This window comes from Deltaproteobacteria bacterium, assembly GCA_016183175.1.
Lineage (GTDB): Bacteria > UBA10199 > UBA10199 > UBA10199 > SBBF01 > JACPFC01.
This window is the reverse complement of sequence record JACPFC010000054.1, coordinates 23,176-41,004: the sequence shown is the minus strand read 5'-3', so window position 1 is coordinate 41,004 and position 17,829 is coordinate 23,176. Positions and strand designations below refer to the sequence as shown.

General features: G+C 54.9%; 17 protein-coding genes and 3 tRNA genes. 6 read left to right on the top strand and 14 right to left on the bottom strand.

From position 1 onward, the window contains the following. Window positions 1-12: 12 nt before the first annotated feature. Window positions 13-288: a hypothetical protein gene (locus HYU99_06445; GenBank protein ID MBI2339984.1), complete on the bottom strand. Its 276-nt coding sequence runs from the start codon at window positions 286-288 to the stop codon at window positions 13-15. Between the two features lie 71 nt (window positions 289-359). Continuing rightward, complete coding sequence (locus HYU99_06440) at window positions 360-1,304, bottom strand: hypothetical protein (protein ID MBI2339983.1); 945 nt, start codon at window positions 1,302-1,304, stop codon at window positions 360-362. 303 nt (window positions 1,305-1,607) lie between these two features. Between HYU99_06440 and HYU99_06435 the strand changes: the two genes are divergently transcribed. Together HYU99_06435 and HYU99_06430 are read left to right on the top strand one after the other, a co-directional pair. Beyond that, window positions 1,608-1,871, top strand: coding sequence for a hypothetical protein (locus HYU99_06435; protein ID MBI2339982.1), 264 nt, complete (start codon window positions 1,608-1,610; stop codon window positions 1,869-1,871). A gap of 11 nt (window positions 1,872-1,882) precedes the next feature. Further along, a tRNA-Met gene (locus tag HYU99_06430) sits at window positions 1,883-1,954 on the top strand. An 11-nt stretch (window positions 1,955-1,965) separates the two neighbouring features. On the opposite strand, the gene HYU99_06425 is transcribed toward HYU99_06430, so the two are convergent. Then, a complete protein-coding gene (locus tag HYU99_06425; GenBank protein MBI2339981.1) occupies window positions 1,966-2,193 on the bottom strand; it encodes a hypothetical protein in 228 nt (75 codons plus the stop codon). Between the two features lie 21 nt (window positions 2,194-2,214). Further along, window positions 2,215-3,414, bottom strand: coding sequence for a VCBS repeat-containing protein (locus tag HYU99_06420; GenBank protein ID MBI2339980.1), 1,200 nt, complete (start codon window positions 3,412-3,414; stop codon window positions 2,215-2,217). A gap of 270 nt (window positions 3,415-3,684) precedes the next feature. Between HYU99_06420 and HYU99_06415 the strand changes: the two genes are divergently transcribed. The 3 genes from HYU99_06415 to HYU99_06405 are packed head-to-tail and all read left to right on the top strand — an operon-like array spanning window position 3,685 to window position 5,227. Next, complete coding sequence (locus tag HYU99_06415; GenBank protein MBI2339979.1) at window positions 3,685-4,068, top strand: hypothetical protein; 384 nt, start codon at window positions 3,685-3,687, stop codon at window positions 4,066-4,068. 18 nt (window positions 4,069-4,086) lie between these two features. Next, window positions 4,087-4,494, top strand: a complete 408-nt coding sequence (locus HYU99_06410; protein ID MBI2339978.1) for a hypothetical protein — start codon at window positions 4,087-4,089, stop codon at window positions 4,492-4,494. Between the two features lie 7 nt (window positions 4,495-4,501). Then, window positions 4,502-5,227: a hypothetical protein gene (locus HYU99_06405; protein ID MBI2339977.1), complete on the top strand. Its 726-nt coding sequence runs from the start codon at window positions 4,502-4,504 to the stop codon at window positions 5,225-5,227. Window positions 5,228-5,343: 116 nt separating this feature from the next. Here HYU99_06405 and HYU99_06400 read toward each other — a convergent pair whose 3' ends face one another. The 10 genes from HYU99_06400 to HYU99_06355 all read right to left on the bottom strand — a co-directional run bounded on the left by HYU99_06400 (window position 5,344) and on the right by HYU99_06355 (window position 15,069). Continuing rightward, window positions 5,344-5,823 (bottom strand): HIT domain-containing protein, encoded by a 480-nt coding sequence (locus HYU99_06400; protein ID MBI2339976.1) that lies wholly within the window; start codon window positions 5,821-5,823, stop codon window positions 5,344-5,346. After that, window positions 5,824-6,117, bottom strand: coding sequence for an integration host factor subunit beta (locus tag HYU99_06395; protein MBI2339975.1), 294 nt, complete (start codon window positions 6,115-6,117; stop codon window positions 5,824-5,826). Between the two features lie 16 nt (window positions 6,118-6,133). After that, window positions 6,134-7,048: a signal peptide peptidase SppA gene (gene sppA, locus HYU99_06390; protein MBI2339974.1), complete on the bottom strand. Its 915-nt coding sequence runs from the start codon at window positions 7,046-7,048 to the stop codon at window positions 6,134-6,136. Between the two features lie 86 nt (window positions 7,049-7,134). Beyond that, entirely contained in the window at window positions 7,135-8,805 is a 1,671-nt protein-coding gene (locus HYU99_06385) for a 30S ribosomal protein S1 (GenBank protein MBI2339973.1), read from the bottom strand. A gap of 172 nt (window positions 8,806-8,977) precedes the next feature. Beyond that, window positions 8,978-10,321: a 3-phosphoshikimate 1-carboxyvinyltransferase gene (gene aroA / locus HYU99_06380; GenBank protein ID MBI2339972.1), complete on the bottom strand. Its 1,344-nt coding sequence runs from the start codon at window positions 10,319-10,321 to the stop codon at window positions 8,978-8,980. A gap of 22 nt (window positions 10,322-10,343) precedes the next feature. Then, window positions 10,344-11,192 (bottom strand): prephenate dehydrogenase, encoded by an 849-nt coding sequence (locus tag HYU99_06375; protein ID MBI2339971.1) that lies wholly within the window; start codon window positions 11,190-11,192, stop codon window positions 10,344-10,346. A 74-nt stretch (window positions 11,193-11,266) separates the two neighbouring features. After that, complete coding sequence (gene pheA / locus HYU99_06370; GenBank protein ID MBI2339970.1) at window positions 11,267-12,337, bottom strand: prephenate dehydratase; 1,071 nt, start codon at window positions 12,335-12,337, stop codon at window positions 11,267-11,269. Between the two features lie 28 nt (window positions 12,338-12,365). Beyond that, a tRNA-Gly gene (locus HYU99_06365) sits at window positions 12,366-12,438 on the bottom strand. Window positions 12,439-12,624: 186 nt separating this feature from the next. Then, window positions 12,625-14,781, bottom strand: a complete 2,157-nt coding sequence (gene rnr / locus HYU99_06360; protein MBI2339969.1) for a ribonuclease R — start codon at window positions 14,779-14,781, stop codon at window positions 12,625-12,627. 204 nt (window positions 14,782-14,985) lie between these two features. Next, window positions 14,986-15,069, bottom strand: a tRNA-Leu gene (locus HYU99_06355). A gap of 144 nt (window positions 15,070-15,213) precedes the next feature. Here HYU99_06355 and HYU99_06350 point away from each other — a divergent pair. Next, window positions 15,214-17,784: a PBP1A family penicillin-binding protein gene (locus HYU99_06350; GenBank protein MBI2339968.1), complete on the top strand. Its 2,571-nt coding sequence runs from the start codon at window positions 15,214-15,216 to the stop codon at window positions 17,782-17,784. Window positions 17,785-17,829 lie beyond the last annotated feature (45 nt).

Below are 17,829 nucleotides of genomic sequence, written 5' to 3'. Positions count from 1 at the left end.
AGTTAAAAGGCATCAGAGGGTCTTGAGAAATTTTTTAAGATCTTTAAAGACGACCCGTGTCACACGCCCTTTTCTTATATCCTCCGACGCCGCTTTTTCTCCTGCCTGCCATCGTTTGGTCCAAAACCAGGCCTGATCGGCCCGGATCACCCCCACAACGGGAATCAGACGAATAACCCCTCTTGAGTCAACCTCGTAGGTAAAATACCCTTTTGACCGGCCTCTGACTTTTTGAGGAAGCGTGACTCTCCCTTTGGCGTCCATCTGCAGAAGTTCGGCGGTTTTCATGCTCCTTTTGATGCTAGGATAGCGGAGGGAAAGAGTCAAGCCCTCTATCCCACTTTCCCACATTGGTCTGGCTATGATTTGCCTCCCCAAGGCCGGTCTTTCCATTGCGCGGCGCCGGTGTTCATAGTATCTATCCCCGTCTTGACAGTTTGACCGGCGTCCCCTGATTTTGAGGCCGCTGAAATAGCCAGTCCTGCCGCAACCGCAAGTCCGACGCCGGCCACGACCCAGCCGACAACCGGCACCGTTGCCGCCGCTCCCGATCCGGCCGCGACAGTCCCTGCGGCGCCGGCTGTCCCGGCAGTTACAGCAGTACCTGCAGTTGCACCCGTGGCGGCGCCCGCAACAGCGGTGCCACCTGCCGCCGCACCCGTTGCAGTTGCGGCGGTACCTGTAAGAGCCCCACCGGTGCCAAGAGCGGTTTCCGCGGCAAAAAAGCCGCTCGTTCCGGCAACTGCACCTTCACCCGCCAAACCACTTGCGGCGACCGCTTCTCCGGCAACCGCGGCACCAGTTGCTTCGGCCCCTGCGCCGACAGCAGTGCCTCCTGTCAGACCACCTGCGCCTTCTAAAGTAAAACCGGTAAAACCAGTGGCCCCGCTTCCCAAATCAGTCCCAAGTGCACCTCCCTCGCCAATGGCGCCGGTCGCGCTGAAAAATCCGGCATCGGCTGTATGGGCCGATTCAAGAGTTCCCAAGGCGCTGGTTGAATATTGTTCGGCTCCCGCCTCGATGCCCTTTTCCAAACCCGTTTTTATAGACCCTTCAACCGCCTTTTCCGCGGCCTTGTTGGCGGCATGTTTGGCCAATTCTTTTCCAACAACCTTGCTCCCTTTTCCAACCGCGGCCGAGGTCGTTCCTATCTCTCCCGCCAGCTTGCTCTCATCTTGCGCCTGCTCCTGAATCATCTCGGCATCTTTTTTGGCCTTTTCGGCCTGTTCCGCCTTGATCTTTATCAGCGGATCCTCGCGCCCCGTCCCAATGCTGGACGCGCCTGTCGTTTTATTCAAACTCATAAGTAACTCCTATTTTTGCCGAGAGTTGATTTAGTTACCTCATTATCCTTGTCGGCTCCGCTCCCACCTCGCTTTATCCTCCCTATCGGTCGGCGCTCGGCGGGAACCCTCGCCCGGTTTAGTTATCGGCTGGGTCTCTTCGAGAGTTGTGTCCGCTGATCGTTTCCCGATTTCAAGCCCATTATACATATTTGTTTCAATGAGTTATACAGCTTTTTTGGCTTTATCCCATTTGAGGTGCCAAGACACCACGCACAAATTTTATGGCGCTTTTTTGGGCCTGCATGGTATATGGATGAGACTATGGCCGATCCACAGAATCTCTTCCAAAAGTACATGAAATTCGAGGGGGAAATCAAAGGGAAGGAATTAACCCGCGGTGACGTCAAGCGGATCGGGGAGAATTTTATCTCGGCGCTGGTGAAGTCCTTTGACGAATACCTGGCGGATTCCAAAAAGAGACAGGTAGCAAACCCCGCCATGGCCGCCATTCAAAACACCGTGACCGATATTGCAAATTACTCCCAACAACTGATGAGCAAATATAAAGACGTTTTCAAATCGTAAAATACAACATTGGCAGGGTAGCTCAGTGGTAGAGCAGGGGACTCATAAGCCCTTGGTCGGCGGTTCAAATCCGCCCCCTGCCACATTCGTGAGGCTAGTGTTTCGAGAGTCCGATGTGTTTTTTTAATTCGTTGATTTCGTCTTCATGGAGGACAACCGTGCGTTTAAGCATGCGAAGGTCATCGCGCATCTCCTGAAGGACATCAAAAACGGTTTCCAGTTTTTGAGAATGATACTGTTGCAATTCCTCCATGCGCGCCATGCGGGAATTCAACGTTTCCATCCATTCCAGGACCTTCTTGAAACTTGAATCTTCGACCATAATCCCTTTTTAACACAACCCTCACGGCAAATCGAGCACAATCAACAAACTATCCTGCTTTTTCAACGTATCAAAATATCCCTTGTCCCGCAAAAGAAGGGCCGCGAGAATCTCCGGCGTGCCGTCGTCATCCCAGTCGACGATGTCAAAATCCGAGATGGCTCCATCGAGCCGCGGCGAATTCCAGTCCTCCTGAAAACCATATCCGCTCCAGACCAAGCGGACCATCTGCGCATTTTTGACCGAGGGGATAGGGCCGACAATATTTTTCAAATACCCCTCATTCTTCACGACATAAACCTGCAGGGGGGAAGGGGATGACGGCGGCGGCAGGGTCACCAGCGGAAGAGGCTGATCTTCGGCTTTTATCTGGAATGAAACAGGAACCAAAAACCTTTCTTTTTCAACCTCATTCATCATATTTCTTACAGTAATGTCTAGAGCGGTAAATACCGCCGAATAGCTCTCCCCACTGGTCCACTCTTTTTTATATTTTCCATCTCCCTGCCTGACGTAATGAAGAAGTTTTCCCATCGAGTTCAGCTGTAAAAAACCTCCCTTGCCTTCCATCGGCTCCAGTCCGGCCACGGAAAAAAGGGATATCGACTCGCCCGAAATTCCGCCGGGGAGGATTATCTCCCTTTTTTTTACCAGCTTACCCCCGTTCAACCCCATCTCGATCAAAGGCCCCGAAAAATCGTCCCCGCCAAACCTTTTCTGGGCAACGAGGATTTTTTTCCCCTGCCGGGGCGGCTCGCCCTGCCGGGGCGGCTCGCCCTGCCGGGGCGGCTCGCCCTCCCAGGTGATGGCGGATAAATGATACGGCGCGTCGGCGATCTTTTGGATTTTTCCATCCCGAACCGTCGCGACAAAAGACGAGGTGTCTTCGTGATAAAAACCGGAGACGATGATCTCGTCGGCGCCGTTTCCGTCAAGGTCGATCAACGACAGTTTAATCCATGAGTCGCGCCCGCCACCGGCATATTCCGCCACCGGAACAAGTTTCGACTCGGATATGCGGTAAACGACCAGCTTGTTGGGGCTTAAAGCAACCAGATTGGTTTCATCCCCCGATACCACCTTTCCGGCGCGGACTCCAACGATATGGAGAGGGAGACGGTCGGAAGACCAAAAGGTGGCGGGGTAATAGGCCTGGGACAGGGTCCGCAGGGCCAAAAAAGAGGCTAACAAGAGGAAAATAAAGAAAATCGTTCGTTTCACGGGAGGCCCTTTATATCCCAAAAGAGGGCCAAGGTCAAAAAATAACCTCTATCCGGGATTAAAAAAAGTATGTTAAACTCTATAGTTAGGCAGAGGCATCGGGTCCCTTGGGGGTGGTAACCCCCCAAAGCAAGGGTTCCCAAGCCGCGCCGCCAGTGGCGGATGAAGCGGCTTGGGAGCGGAGATTGCAGAAGCAAAAAAGTGGGGAGACTAATCCCCAAAGCAACTTTGAAGGATAGATCGGCCGATAATAGGGGCAAGGGGCGATTTATGGGCAAGGTAGAACAGACAACGCCAGGTGGAGGGGCTCCTCCGTTGCCTGCCGAGGAACGCGATTTGTTGTCAGCCGATCCAACTGCTTTTAATTTTAGCGATGCGGTTTCTCGCGGACAGGAGTTGAGCGAGGCGGATCAGGCCAGACAGGCAGACATGGCGGCAAATATCGGCAATCCGGAGGAACAAACTGTTGCCTTCTCGCCTGCAAGTTCAGCGACGGATGAAACAAGTAGCGATTCATCCGCTGTTTCAAACAGCGCCCTTGCCTCGGTTGAAGCGGCCTCTGATACCGATGAAAGCATTGAGGAGGAAGAATCGTATTTGGGGTATGACGAAGAAATCGACGATACAGGATCGTCGGGAAGTGAAACAGCTTAATTGTGAAAGGAGTCAATTATGGGTGGCGGATATAACTGGGAATATGTCGAGGCGACAAAATATCAGGCCGATTCGAACGAGGCCATAGCGCTCGATTCGAACGAGGTTGACTTGCAAATCGCGCAGGAACAGTCCGACGCCGTGATTCAGCAGGCCAAATACGACTATGACGCCCGCATCTACGAGGCCGACAAAAACTACCAGATCCAGATGGAGGCCTTAAGGGTCCGCGAAAAAGAGGCCGAGCTGACCTACAAGGTCGACTGGAAAAACGCCGAGAACGACGCCATCCGCGCCGAGGCCTCGCAGACCAAGGCGGATGCGGACTACCTGGAGGCCGAGGCCGAAAAAGATGATGTGGCCTATGAGCATGAGGAGGACATGGCAAAATATGATGACGGCAGTTCGAGTTATTGGTATGGTTAATTAGACTATGCCCCAGGAAATCCAGGACCCGATGGAGTACATCTGGGAGAAGGTTCCCAAGACGAAAGAGGGGTTCATCCACTATCTCCCCGGCGACATCCCCTACCTCTACCGGAACGGTTTTGTCGATTCCACCCGGTTTGCCTATCCCCAATGGAAAAACGCCTTCGACGATTGCAAACAGGCCGACGGCTCTTACCTCGTCTCCAAAGAAAAATTCATGTCGCTCCGGCCGTATCGCTACACCGGGCCGGTTTTCAAACCTTTTGATCCCAATCTGGTGCGCGAAGGGGAATGGACCGATGAAGATTTAAAGAAACTTTATTTCAGGAGCATCAAACCATCCTCCGGCATCACGGAGGAAGTTTTTTGGAACAGCGTCAAAGCCCTTAAAGATCAGGGGTTGGTAAAAGGTGGAAATCTGCTTGTCGATGCGACGGTCAAAAAGCAACTCGCCTACCTGATCGAACGTTTCCCCTCGCCGCGCCGCCGCCTCGAAAAAGAGGTCAACCGGATCCGCGAAGAGCGCGAAACCCAAGCCCGCGCCATATCCTGTGACCGCGACGCCAGCGGTTTTGTGGGGGGGAAGCTTTCCAGCGAGGCGAAAGTGGAGGATTTGAAAAAATTGCAGTCCAGCGCCCCGGTTCGAGCGCCGGTACAAACGTATCCGGACGAAGCCCCCGCCGTTGACATCAAGAAATTGAGAAAGCCGGGCAAAAAGATTACGGGGTAGGGGAAAATGACAAATGTCAAAGTTCAAATGTCAAAAGAAACTCAAAACAACAATATCAAATTTGTCGTTTGGAGTTTTGACATTCCTTGGAAATTTGGAATTTGTCATTTGACATTTTAAAATATCCTCGCCAGTTTTCGATACGTCTCCTTTAACGCCTCCGGAATCACCCGGCTGTTTCCGATAACCGGCATAAAACTCGCGTCCCCGATCCAGCGCGGGACCACATGGGTGTGAACATGGTCCTCAATGCCCGCCCCCGCCACCCTTCCCAGATTCATGCCGATGTTAAAACCCTGCGGTTTGAACGCTTTTTTAAGGACAGCCACCGAGCGGGTGACGAGAACGCCCAGTTCGGCATGCTCCGAAGGGGTCAATTTTTCCAGGCCCTCGAGATGCCTTTTCGGCACCACCATCAGATGCCCGTTGCTGTAAGGATAGCGGTTGAGGATGACAAAGGCCTTTTTGCCCTTGTGCAAAATGAGATTGCGGGGTGATTTTTTTTGTTTGGGGAGTTCGCAGAAGATGCAGGGGCCTGTCTTTTCGCGGGCCCTCAAGATGAAATCCATCCTCCAGGGGGCCCAAAGAACCTTCATTTAGGCCGCCCCCGCCCCGTTGTTGACCCGCTCGCGCAGTTCCTTTCCCACCTTGAAAAACGGGACGCGCCGGGTATTCACATAGACCTGCGCCCCCGTCTTGGGGTTTCTCCCCTGCCGCGGCTCCCGCACGCGCACTTCAAAACTGCCGAATCCGCGGATCTCAATCCGGTCCCCCTTGGACAAGGCCCCCGTCATTTTGTCGAAGATGGTTTCGACAATCGCCTCCACCTCCCGTCGGGCGAGGCTTTTGACTTTTTCGGAAACGGTTTCAATTAAATCGCTCTTGTTCATAATTAAGAATCCTTCCTTAGTCGATTTTGAGAGGGTTCATGGAGTATAACCAGACCGGCGCGTCCATGCCATGAAAATATTTTTTGACAAAATGCTCAAGCGAATTTTTTTCCATCGAATCGAACAAAAGCGACTCGAACGGGAATTTGTCCTTCCGCGGCCAGATGACGCGGGCATCCGGTGAAAGGCCGGCAAGCTTTTTGGCCTCGTCGATGGCGTCGTACAGCGTCCCCAATCCGTCGACAAGCTTTTGGGTCATCGCCTGTTCCCCCGTGTAAATTTTTCCCTCCGCGATCAGATCGATTTGTTCCTGCGAAAAACCCCGGTTTTCGGCCACCGCATTTTTGAACTGGCCGTACATATTGTCGAGAATGGCCTGCAGATAGGCCCTTTCCCCGGGAAGCATTTCGCGGAAGGGGGAGCCGACATCCTTGTACTCGCCGCTTTTGATCACGCGGTTTTCGAGACGGGCCCATTTGAGCACTTCGTGAAAGCTCATGCTTTCCATGATGACGCCGATGGAGCCGGTGATGGTGCCGGGGCTGGCGATGATTTTATCCGCCGCGCAGGCGATGTAGTAGGCCCCCGAGGCCCCCACCGTTCCCAGGGAGACGACGACTTTTTTGGTTTTTTTGAGTTTTTTGACCTCCTCGAAAATTTCCTGCGAGGGGGCCACGGCCCCGCCGGGGGAATCGATCCGCAACACCACCGCCTTGATGGAGCTGTTTTCGCCGTAACGGTGAAGCTCCTTGATGATGTCGGTGGAGTCGAAGATGGGGCCTTCAATTTCAACAATCGCGATATCGCCCAGCGGGAGCCACTTTGCTCCATCGCCCCCCGTGAGGGCGACAACCACGACAAAGACGCCGGCCAGGAAAAAAAGGATGAGAAAGACGACCAGAAATGAAAGGAGGATTGGATGCCGGCGCATACTTAAAGGCAAATTCCAAATCCCAAATTCCAAATTCCAAAAAAAATTTCAGCTTGGAATTTGGAGCTTGGAATTTGGAGCTTGTTTTACTTTGCTATATCCTGCAATTTCACCGACGAATCGCCCTGTTTGGAGAGGAACTCCTTCATGTGCTCCTTCTCCTGGGCCTTCTCGTAGGTCTTGACGCTCAAGAGAACACGATTTTCGCGGGGGTCGACTTTTTTGACCGTCGCCGTGACTGTCTCCCCTTCTTTGGGCCTTTCATGACCCTCCTCTTTTGCGTGCAGGGAAAGATCGGCATTGGCAATAAAACCGGTTGTGTCGTCTTCGAGGCGGACGACGACCCCTTTGTCGGTTGCCTGTACAACAACTCCCGAAACCGCCGTCCCTGTCCGGTATTTTCGCGCCATATTCGCCCGCGGGTCGTCTTCGAGCTGTTTCAAGCCGAGGGCGAACCGCTCGGCTCCCTTGTCCACCGTGATGACCACACAATCAACCTCATCCCCTTTCTTGTAAAGCTCGGACGGATGTTTGACGTTTTTATCCCACGTCAAATCGGAGACATGGACCAGCCCGTCGATCTCTTCCCCCTCGATCCCCACAAAAACGCCGAAATCGGTGACATTGCGCACCGTGCCGCGGACTTTTGTCCCCGCCGGATATTTTTCCACCAGCCCGTCCCACGGATTCGGATCCAACTGCTTCATGCCGAGCGCAATGCGCCGGTTGCCGGGATCGACATCCAGCACCACCGCCTCAATGACATCCCCCTGCTTGACCATCTTGGACGGGTGCCGCGTCTTTTTGGACCACGAAAGCTCCGAGACATGCACCAACCCCTCGATCCCCTCCGCGAGCTCCACAAAAATGCCGTAGTCGGTGATGTTGACCACCTTTCCCTGAAGCTTTTCACCCGGCGTGAACTTCCCCTTCACCTCTTTCCAGGGGTCGGGGAGGAGCTGTTTGTAGCCAAGTGAGACTTTTTCGTTTTTGGGGTCGTATTTCAAAACCACGACGTCGATTTCGTCGCCGACCGAAAAGATCTCGCTCGGATGGCCCGCGCGCCCCCAGCTCATGTCGGTGATATGAAGAAGGCCGTCGATCCCCCCCAGGTCCACAAACGCCCCATATTCGGTGAGGTTCTTGACCACCCCCTTGATCACCTGCCCTTCGCGAAGGTTTTCGAGAAGGTTCTTCTTTTGTGATTCGCGCTCTTTTTCCAGAACAACGCGGCGCGAGAGGACGATGTTTCCCTTGGCCTTGTTGAGCTTGATGATTTTGAACTGAAATTTATGACCGATGAGCTTGTCGAGGCTTTTGACCGGCTTCAGGTCAATCTGCGAACCGGGAAGAAAGGCCTTGATCCCCCCCAGATTGACCGACATCCCCCCCTTGATCTTGTTGACGATGACCCCCTCGATAATTTGATCCTTTTCATGGGCCTCCGCCACCTTGTCCCATGCCTCCAGGGCGTCCGCCCGCTCCTTGGAGAGGATCAGATTCCCGTTGTCGTCCTCGATCTGCTCCAACACCACCCGGATGGCGTCGCCCGGCTTGACCCCCACCTCGCCGTCAAAATTGATGAATTCCTCAACCGGGATGTAACCCTCCGTCTTGAAGCCGATGTCGACGGAAACCATGTCGCGCCCCACCGCCACAACCGTGCCAGTCACCAGTTTTCCCTCCTGGACATTGAAAGTTTTGAGGCGTTCCTCGAAAAGCGTTTTAAAATCGGATGCGGTCTGTGTCTCGGTCATTATGATTAATTTCCTCCTTTGCAAAGGCCCATCGCGTTTATTCTTAAATACCTCTAAAGTCAAATGATTTTACAGGAATAAGTTCCACTTTGGCAAGATACTGTGCAAACGATGCCAAATTTTGAGCCGCAAGGGAGGCCCGGCACTTTCATCAGGTTCCGGCACTGGCCGGTTAGGAAGCCAGTTGATGGAGAATTTCAAAAAAGCCGGGAAATGAGGTGGCCACACACTCTACATCGGAAATAACCGAGGAATTTTGGGCGGCCAGCGCCCCGATGGCGCAACTCATGGCGATCCGGTGGTCCCCATGGCTGTCAAAGGCGCCCCCCATCAGCCTTGTCTTTCCTTCATGCAGAGTCCCTGAAAGGACAAGGCCGTCGGGCTTCTCCTCCACGACGACCCCCATTTTTTTCAGTTCCGCCGCCAGAACGGCAATCCGGTCGGACTCCTTGACCCGCAATTCGGCGGCATCGGAGACACTGCTTTTTCCACGGGCGCAGACAGCCGCAACGGCAAAAATGGGGATTTCATCGATGAGTTTGGGAATAATCTCCCCCTTCAACTCAAAACCCCTCAAGGGTGAACTTTGGACATGAATATCCGCCACCGGTTCGTCGGCAATGAGTCGCGGTTTGCCGATACGGACGCTTCCTCCCATTTCGCGAAGGACATCGGCAAGCGCCGAACGGGTGGGGTTAATTCCCACATCCTTCAAAATGAGATCCGAGTGAGGGACTATCAGTCCGCCGACCACAAAAAAGGCGGCGCTGGAAAAATCGCCGGGGACGGTTATGTCGAGGGGTTGAAGTTTTTCGGCCGGGTGAATCATCACCTCGTTCCCCTTTTTGAAGAGTTTTACCCCCATGGCCGCCAAGAGGCGCTCGGTATGGTCGCGCGAGGGGGATGGTTCAATAACCAGTGTCTCCTCCGCGGCGTAAAGAGCGGCCAGCATAAGGGCCGATTTCACCTGCGCCGAGGCGACAGGGAGATGAAATTTTATTCCTCCAGTGGTTGCGTCCCTGGCGCCGATTTTTTTTGTTCCTTTAACCCGGATCGTGCGTTCTCCCCCCTTTTGTTCCACGTCAAAACGGGCCCCCATTTCGGCAAGCGGCTTGATCACCCGCTCCATCGGGCGGCGGTTGAGTGAATGGTCGCCCGTCAATGTCGATTCAAACGGCTGGGCCGAAAGAAGGCCCATCATGAGGCGCATGGTGGTGCCTGAATTGCCGCAGTCGAGGAGCCGGGGGCTCGGCCGTAGTCCGTAAAGGCCGACACCGTGCACGATGAGGGTTTCACCCGGACGGATTTCCTCGGGCTTGTGGGACATTTTGACCCCCAACTGTTGCATGATCCGCATGGTGGCCAGGACATCCTCGCCCAAAAGAAGATTGCGGATCCGCGAGTCCCCTTCGGCTATTGCGGAAAAAATGAGGGCCCGGTGGGAGATGGATTTGTCGCCGGGAACGGAGATTGTTCCCCGAAGATGCGGGGCGGGATGGATGGTTTGGGATTGCATTAGACTTGGGGCATGGTTCGCTTTACAATTTTCTCCTCAATTCCGAGGCGCGCTCAAGATATTTTTTCAACGGGCCGGCATTTTTCTTTTCAATCAGTCCGACGACGCGCTTCAGTTCGCTTTCAAATTTTCGCAGACTCTTCAACAGATTTTCCCGATTCTCCAGACAGATATGCGTCCACATCTCCGCCGGAGAGGCGGCGATGCGTGTCGTGTCCTTTAAGCCCCCTCCCCCCATTTTTTTCATTTCGGAAAACGAAAGGGCATTGCCGATGGTTTTCATCAGGGCGGAGGCGACAATCTGCGGCAGGTGGCTTGTCGCCGAAAGGATGCGGTCATGCCTTTCGGGAGAAAGGATAATCGTCTCGCTCCCCATTTTTTTCCAAAAACGCTTTGCCACGGCGAGGGCCTTTCGGCTTGTCCTTTTAGCGGGGGTAATGACGAATCGCTTGCCCCGAAACAGGCCGGGAAGGGCGGCCCAGGCCCCCCCTTTTTCGGCGCCGGCCAGCGGGTGTGCGCCAACAAAATGAACGGTTCGGGGAAGATATTTCTCTGCGGCGCGGACGATTTTATCCTTGGTGGAACCGACATCCATGACAATCGCTCCCCTCTCCAGTATAGGTCCTATACGACCTATATGACCTATAATTGTTCTCGGTGGCGCCCCCAGCACAACCAAATCGGCATCTTTAACCGCTTTGGCCAAATCGGTTGTTGCTTCGTCAATAAGGCGCCGGCGCTTTGCAACGGCAAGGTTGGCCCGTGAACGCCCGCATCCGACAACCTCGCGCGCCAGTTTTTTGCGCTTTATTTCAAGGCCCAGCGAACCGCCGATTAAACCGACACCGATGATGGCTATTTTGTTAAACATAAAATCGGGGGCTTTGCCTCCGGCGCCCCCGTACCCCCCGTTCGCTCGGACGGAATAAATCCGATCCTCGCTCACTATATGCGACTTTTCGGATATGACCCCAGAATCTTGAAGAAGGTGCACTTTTTTTGCACCTCGGACAGGGCCCGGGCGATCCTTCTCTCCGAGAGATGGCCGTCCAGATCGGCAAAAAACATGTATTCCCAGGCCCGTTTTTTGAGCGGGCGCGATTCAATCTTGGTGAGGTTGATCTTTTGTCGCGCAAATGAGCCGAGTATCTGGTGCAGAATCCCCACCTCGTCGCGCGTCATAAAAAGGATGGAGGTCTTGTCGCGCCCCGTCCTTCGCGGCGGTTGCCGGCCGATGATCAAAAAGCGGGTGAAATTCTGCGGTTGATCCTGGATCTCGCGGGCCCGTACGGGTAAACCGTATCGGCTCGACGCGAATTCCGAGGCAATCGCCGCGGAATGCCTCTCACCGGCGGCGCGTTTGGCCGCCGCGGCCGTGCTCTCCATCTCCTTCACGGGAACATTGGGGAGATGGGTCATCAGCCAATTTCGGCACTGGGCGATGGCGTGCGGATGGGAATAGACCCTGTCGATCCGGCCTATCCCCTCCTCGCGGCTCAACAAATGGTGGGCGATCTTTAACACCTCTTCTGAACTGATGCTCAAATCGGAATCGACAAAAAGATCGAGCGTGTGGCTCACCACCCCTTCGGTGGAATTTTCGATCGGCACGACCCCGAAGTCGGACTCGCCGCGCGTCACCGCCGCAAAGATATTTTCAATCCCCGCCTCGGGTACAAATTCGGCCGATGAGCCGAAGTGGCGGACCGCCGCCATATGGGTGAAGGTCGCCTCGGGACCAAGATAGGAAATTCTCAACGGGGCCTCAAGCGCCCTTGTGGCCGAGATGATCTCGCGGAAAATGGAAAGCACCGCCTCGCGCCGATAGGGCCCCTTGTTGAAACGCGAGAGGCGGTCGTAGATGGACTGTTCCCGCGAGGGGACCAGGACTCCGGCCCCCTTCTCCCTCTTCATTTTGCCGATCCCCTGCGCGACTTTTCCCCTTTCGGACAAAAGGGCCAGCATTTTGCGGTCAATCGCGTCGATTTTTTTGCGGAGTCGGCCGATTTTGTTCATGGAAATAACCGGGAATTATTCAACAATGAGCGGGAGACGGGACTTGAACCCGCGACTTTCACGTTGGCAACGTGACGCTCTACCAACTGAGCTACTCCCGCATTAAGATGCTTCTTGCCTTTAAGCCACTCCGCCCCCATCGTCCTCTTTCCTCGCTACTCGCTCGGCGGACGACGGGTCCCCCCAACTGAGCTACTCCCGCGCGAAGCGCGGCCCGCCAAAGCATTAGTGGCGGGCCTTATTAAACCCCGTGTATATCGTGTCTCGGAAAGAATTGTCAAATAGCCTCAAGCCGACTCCAGCGATATCTGCCGGTTTTCCACCGACACATCCCTGACCGTCACCCGGATTTTGTCTCCGACCTGATAGATTTTTCTCTTTTTTCCAGTCCCGACAAAGCGGAGGCGTTTATCGTCGAAACGATAATAGTCGTCCGTCAGATCGCTCACGTGCAGAAGACCCTCGACAAAGTGCGGTTCCAGTTCCACAAAGAGGCCGAACTTGGCCACCCGCCGGATGGTTCCGAAAAATTTGTCCCCCACATGGTCCTGCATGAAGAGGGCCTGTTTTAGTTTGAGCATCTCGCGCTCCGCCTCCATCGCCTCGCGCTCCCGTTTGGAGGACTGGTCGCCGAAGTATTCGACGTCGCGGTGGTTGTAAAACGAGCGGAGGGACGATGGTGGAAGAGTCACACCGCGGCCAAACACAAGATGAATCTTTCCCGTTTTGCTTCCATGCAGAAGAAATTTCAGCTGGCGATGGACAACCAGATCGGGATAGCGCCGGATGGGGCTGGTGAAGTGGCAATAAGTTTTAAGGTTCAACCCGAAATGGCCGCGGTTTTCGGGGCTGTAGAGCGCAATCCGCATCGAGCGCAAAAGAACCTGGTGAATCAACGGCTCCGCCGGATCCGTTTTGATCGTTTCCAGAAGACGGGCGAAGTCCTTGGCCTGTTTGAACGATCCGCTGGGGAGCCTCACCCCCAGATTTTTCGCCAGCAGGAGAAATTCACCTACTTTGGCGGGATCAGGCAAATCATGAATCCGGTACAAAAACGGGAGCTCCAGTCGGGAAAAAAGCTCCGCCACCGCGACATTCGCAGAGATCATGAATTCCTCGATCAGCCGGTGGGAAAAGAAGCGCTCCGCCTTGACAATGGCGGAAATTCTCCCCTCCTTGTCGTACCGGATGTCGGCCTCGGGGAGGTCAAAGTCGATCGAGCCGCGCCGCCCCCTCTGAACCATCAGGAGTTCCGCCAGTTTTTTCATTTCATCAAGGCTCTGCCGGAGGGGAACGGGACAGGCCTCAACGGCGTCGGAGGCGCCGTCAAAAAAACTTTGCACCTCCTCGTAGATCCCCCGCTTTTGGCTCCGAATGACGCTTTCGTAATACCATGCCTCCTGCGCCTGGCCGGTTTCGTCAAACCTGATTTCGGCGGTCAGGGTCAGCCGGTCCTGCCCGGGGTTGAGACTACAGAGGCCGTTGGAGAGTTTTTCCGGAAGCATCGGAACGGCAAAGTCGGGAAAATAGGTAGAGGTGCCCCGCTCGAGCGCCTCGTGATCGGTTGTGCCTCCCGAGGCGACATAGTGGGCCACGTCCGCGATGCTGACATAGAGATGAAAGGATAAGCCTTTTTTTTCCACGAAAACGGCGTCATCGAAGTCGCGGGCGGTGATGCCGTCGATGGTCAAAATAGGGAGAGGACGAAGATCCACACGGCGTTTCAATTCCTCTTCGGAAATTTCTTCGGGTTGACGCTGGACCTCCTCCGTCACTTTGGGGGGAAAGTTTTTCCGGATCCGGTGCTTGACCAGGATGGCGGCCGTTTCGGCGGATTCATCCCTTGGGCTTCCCAGAACCTCGGCGACCTCTCCCATCATCGGCCGGCCCGAGGCGGGAAACCGGGTGACCCGCACAACCACCATCTGCCCGGGCCGGGCCCCCTTTAAATGTCTGCCGGGGATCAGAATCTCCACCGCCTTTTGCCGCTCTTCATTGATCACCGCAAATCCTTTGCCCTGCCGCTCAAATCTTCCGATCCAGTGGGTGCGTCCCCGTTCCAGTATCTGAAGAATTTTCCCTTCCCGCTTGCCGTCCCCTCTTCCTTCCATCACGCTGGTCACGACGCGATCGCCCGGAAGGGCGTAATTCATGTTCTTTGCGGGAATGAAGACATCGGTCTGCGCGGGATCGTCGGAAATGACAAAACCGTAGCCTTCGTAATGCGCCTTCAATGTGCCTGAAACAGTGGGAACATTGGTGAGGCTCCCGTAGCGCCCTCCCCTTTGCGGGATGATTTTACCTTCCTGCGACAGCCGCTTGAGGCGGTTTCTCAACCCCCTTCTCCCGGCAGAGGGGACTTTAAGCCGCTGGGCGATCTCGCGCGGGGACCAGGCATGCTTGGGATGATTGACGAGAAACGTGAGAATCGAAGAATCGTCCACAAATGATCAAGCAAATCATCCCGCTTTGCCGGTGATTTGCGCGGGGTTTGGCCCGCCACAAAGTATTGGCGGGCGAAATAAATCGACGCGAGTAGCAACAAACGGGCCGAAAGGGCCCCAAATAAAATGTGCGCGGGGGGGGACTTGCCCGCCAAACGACATGGCGGGTCCGCCACGCAGTGTGGCGGAAACCCCTTTCGCATGTGCCGCTGAGAGGACTCGAACCTCCACGGGGTTGCCCCCACCGCACCCTGAATGCGGCGTGTCTGCCAATTACACCACAGCGGCTCGTTATCGGAAAGCGTGTCTGCCAATTCCACCACCCGCGCGAGGGGCATTTGTCTATCTGAATTGGAGGCAAAATGGAAAGAGAAAAAACTATTTAATGCCTTGCGTGCGTTAAAATGCGTATGCTAGAAAAGAGCTTTTCCTATGCTTCATCTCTTCAGGCTTGTCCGTCTGATTCTGGTTATCGGCGTCCTCCTGTTCATTACGGCGATCGTCTCCGGCTTCGGCCTCTACTACTACTTTTCCCGCGATCTCCCCAGGCTGGACAGCCTGAAGGACTACAATCCTCCGGTGGTCTCTGAGGTTTATTCCGCCGACGGAACAAAAATCGGCGAGTTCTGGACCGAAAAGCGTTTCGTCCTCTCCCCCAAAGAAATGCCGAAGACAATGGTTCAGGCCATCGTCGCCAGCGAGGATGACCGTTTTTTCGAGCACAAGGGAATCGACTATCAAAGCATCGTCCGCGCCTTTTTTGAAAACCTGAAGGCGGGCCATGTGGTGCAGGGGGGTTCTACAATCACCCAGCAGATCACCAAATCTCTCCTTTTATCCAGCGAAAGGACCATCAACCGCAAAATCAAGGAGGCGATTCTGGCCACCCGCATCGAAAAAAATTTCAACAAGGAAGAAATCCTGAACCTCTACCTCAACCAAACCTTCTTCGGCAACCGCGCCTACGGCGTTGAGGCGGCATCCCGCAACTATTTTCACAAGACATGCAGGGAATTGAACATCGCCGAGGCCGCGCTGATCGCGGGGCTGGCGAAAGCCCCCTCGCTTTATTCCCCCATCACCAACCCGGCACAGGCCAAGGAGCGACAGGAGTATGTCATCGACCGGATGTTTGAGGTCGGTTTTATCACAAAGGAACAGAGGGAAAAGGCCAGGGCCATTCCGCTTAAAGTTTACCGGGCCGAAACCGACAAGGAGTTCAATGACAAATACACCCCCTGGTTCACCGAATACATCCGCCGCACGATTCAGGAAAAATACGGCGAACAGGTGCCCTACACCCATGGCCTCCAAATCTACACCACCGTCGATCCCGGCATGCAAAAAGCGGCGGACCGGGCCGTGGAGCGTGGCATCCGGGAATTGGACAAGCGCCAGGGATACGCGGGGCCGATCCAAAAAATTCCCGAGGCGGATATTTCGAAATTTGCGGCGGAAAACCATTTGGCGGTCACAAGGGAAACATTGGAGGAAGAATGGGATTATTTTCATCCCCTCTCGGATGATGAGCTGACAAACCGTCCCACCCCCATCATCCCCGGCCGGTATTATCGGGCGGTTGTTACGAAAGTCGACCGTCAGGGGCAGAATCTTGAGGTGCTGGTTGGAAATGTTTCCGGAATCATCCGTGTGCACGATTATGCCTGGGCCCGCAAACGAAACCTGAACTCGGCCGGTTACAACGATGTCTATTATATCCGCGACCCAGGGGGGACTTTTTCGGTCGGCGACGTCATCTGGGTGAAAAAGAAGATCCCCGGAGATGACGCAAAGGGAAAGGGCTATGAGGCCGGCAAAAATTATTTCTCGCTGGAACAGGAGCCTGAAGTGGCGGGGGCGCTTTTTTCGTACGAGCCGCAAAGCGGCTTTGTACGGGCTATTGTGGGGGGGCTCGATTTTAAAAAGAGCGAGTTCAACCGGGCAATGCAGGCCATAAGGCAGACCGGTTCGGCCATCAAGCCGCTCATCTATTCCGCCGCCCTGGACAAGGGCTATTCGCTTTCCACGGTGATCGAGGACGCCCCCCTCTTCTACGAGTATGCCCCCGGCCGTTTTTGGTCTCCCCAGAACTACGGCGGCGGTTTCAAGGGCCCCACCACCTTCCGGAGCGGCCTAGTCAATTCGCGCAACGTGGTCACCGTGCGCATCCTCATGGATATCGGCGTGGAATACGTCGACGCCTACGCGCGGAAGCTGGGAATAACCACGCCGATAAACCGGTATTACTCGATGGCCCTGGGGGCCAACGACATGAAGCTCTATGAACTCTCCCGTGCCTACGGCGTCTTTCCCAACGGCGGAATCCTTCCCGAACTTGTCTTCGTGAAGCGGATCACCGACCGTTACGGAAGGGTTCTGGAGGAATACCGGCCGCGGCAGATTGTCCCCTTCACGGAACAATTGGCCAAAAACAGGGAGAACCGGAAAGAGGCCAAAGAGGGTTCCGGCTATAGTGAATCCCTCCTGGCCGAAGGCGAAAAGTGGATCGCGGATGACAAGCTGAAACTCACCGAAATTGAAAAACGGATTCTCTACGGCGATTATGTCCCGGAAGGGTATGTCATCTCGCCGCGCACCGCCTACACGATGGTCCAGCTGATGAACGATGTCGTCAACTACGGCACCGGATACAAGGTCAGGGCGCTCGGCCGCCCGGCGGCGGGAAAAACCGGAACCACCAACGACGAGACCGACACCTGGTTTGTCGGCTATGTCCCCGACCTGTTTGCCGGCGTCTGGGTGGGATTCGACAAGGTCCAGAAAATCGGCTCCCGCGAAACGGGGGGGAACACCTCCGCCCCCATTTTTCTGTATTACATGCAGGAGGTGCTGAAGGGAAAGCCGGTAGCCAATTTTGAGATCCCCAAGGAGATCAACACCGCCGTCCTCGACGCGCCGATTGATCTCACCGCGGGGGATGCCGAAGCGGGGGGGATCGAGGGGGGCGGCTCGTCGGCCGATTTCTTTATTTACGATTTTTAGGGAATGGAATACGCTTGCCGTCGCTTTTTTCACCTTTCAAAAATA

Excerpts from the sequence above, each read along its gene's own strand:
- HYU99_06445 (MBI2339984.1), bottom strand. The coding sequence starts at position 288 with ATGAAAACCGCCGAACTTCTGCAGATGGACGCCAAAGGGAGAGTCACG.
- HYU99_06440 (MBI2339983.1), bottom strand. The coding sequence starts at position 1,304 with ATGAGTTTGAATAAAACGACAGGCGCGTCCAGCATTGGGACGGGGCGC.
- HYU99_06435 (MBI2339982.1), top strand. The coding sequence starts at position 1,608 with ATGGCCGATCCACAGAATCTCTTCCAAAAGTACATGAAATTCGAGGGG.
- HYU99_06425 (MBI2339981.1), bottom strand. The coding sequence starts at position 2,193 with ATGGTCGAAGATTCAAGTTTCAAGAAGGTCCTGGAATGGATGGAAACG.
- HYU99_06415 (MBI2339979.1), top strand. The coding sequence starts at position 3,685 with ATGGGCAAGGTAGAACAGACAACGCCAGGTGGAGGGGCTCCTCCGTTG.
- HYU99_06410 (MBI2339978.1), top strand. The coding sequence starts at position 4,087 with ATGGGTGGCGGATATAACTGGGAATATGTCGAGGCGACAAAATATCAG.
- HYU99_06405 (MBI2339977.1), top strand. The coding sequence starts at position 4,502 with ATGCCCCAGGAAATCCAGGACCCGATGGAGTACATCTGGGAGAAGGTT.
- HYU99_06400 (MBI2339976.1), bottom strand. The coding sequence starts at position 5,823 with ATGAAGGTTCTTTGGGCCCCCTGGAGGATGGATTTCATCTTGAGGGCC.
- HYU99_06395 (MBI2339975.1), bottom strand. The coding sequence starts at position 6,117 with ATGAACAAGAGCGATTTAATTGAAACCGTTTCCGAAAAAGTCAAAAGC.
- sppA (MBI2339974.1), bottom strand. The coding sequence starts at position 7,048 with ATGCGCCGGCATCCAATCCTCCTTTCATTTCTGGTCGTCTTTCTCATC.
- HYU99_06385 (MBI2339973.1), bottom strand. The coding sequence starts at position 8,805 with ATGACCGAGACACAGACCGCATCCGATTTTAAAACGCTTTTCGAGGAA.
- aroA (MBI2339972.1), bottom strand. The coding sequence starts at position 10,321 with ATGCAATCCCAAACCATCCATCCCGCCCCGCATCTTCGGGGAACAATC.
- HYU99_06375 (MBI2339971.1), bottom strand. The coding sequence starts at position 11,192 with ATGTTTAACAAAATAGCCATCATCGGTGTCGGTTTAATCGGCGGTTCG.
- pheA (MBI2339970.1), bottom strand. The coding sequence starts at position 12,337 with ATGAACAAAATCGGCCGACTCCGCAAAAAAATCGACGCGATTGACCGC.
- HYU99_06350 (MBI2339968.1), top strand. The coding sequence starts at position 15,214 with ATGCTTCATCTCTTCAGGCTTGTCCGTCTGATTCTGGTTATCGGCGTC.